Genomic DNA, 663 nt, shown 5'->3' with positions numbered 1-663 from the left:
GCTGAATGGCCGCTGTCGCGCAAGTTCGGCTGCGTACCGGACATGGCCGTCGATGTGCTTCGCCATGCGAAGTCGCTCGGCCTCGACGCCTATGGTGTGTCGTTCCATGTTGGCTCGCAGCAGACCGATCTGGACGCATGGGACCGTGCGCTCGGCGACGCGAAGCGCGTTTTCGCAACGCTTGCCGAAGAAGGCATCACGCTGAAAATGGTCAATATGGGCGGCGGTTTCCCGACGCGTTACCTCAAGGACGTGCCGGTTGCGCAGGCCTATGGCCAGGCGATCTTCGGCTCGCTGCGCAAGCACTTTGGAAACACCATTCCGGAGACCATCATCGAGCCGGGCCGCGGCATGGTCGGCAATGCAGGCGTCATCAAGTCAGAGGTCGTCTTGATCTCCAAGAAGGCCGACAATGACAATGTGCGCTGGGTCTATCTCGACATCGGCAAGTTCGGCGGTCTGGCCGAGACGATGGACGAGGCGATCCGCTATCCGATCGTGACGCCGCGCGACGGCGATGCGGTTGCACCTTGCGTGCTTGCCGGACCGACCTGCGACTCGGCGGACGTGATGTATGAAAAGACGCCGTATCCGCTGCCGCTTTCGCTCACCATCGGTGACGAAGTGCTGATCGAGGGGACCGGCGCATACACCACGACATAC

General features: G+C 61.8%; 1 pseudogene. It reads left to right on the top strand.

Features of this window, described 5'->3' with window-relative positions:
* Positions 1-663, top strand: a pseudogene (locus AB1462_RS31490) (ornithine decarboxylase); the annotation flags it as partial.

This window comes from Pseudomonas sp. SB113 (assembly GCF_040754745.1).
Classification (GTDB): Bacteria; Pseudomonadota; Gammaproteobacteria; order Pseudomonadales; family Pseudomonadaceae; genus Aquipseudomonas; species Aquipseudomonas grimontii.
This window is presented reverse-complemented; position numbering and strand designations above follow the sequence as displayed.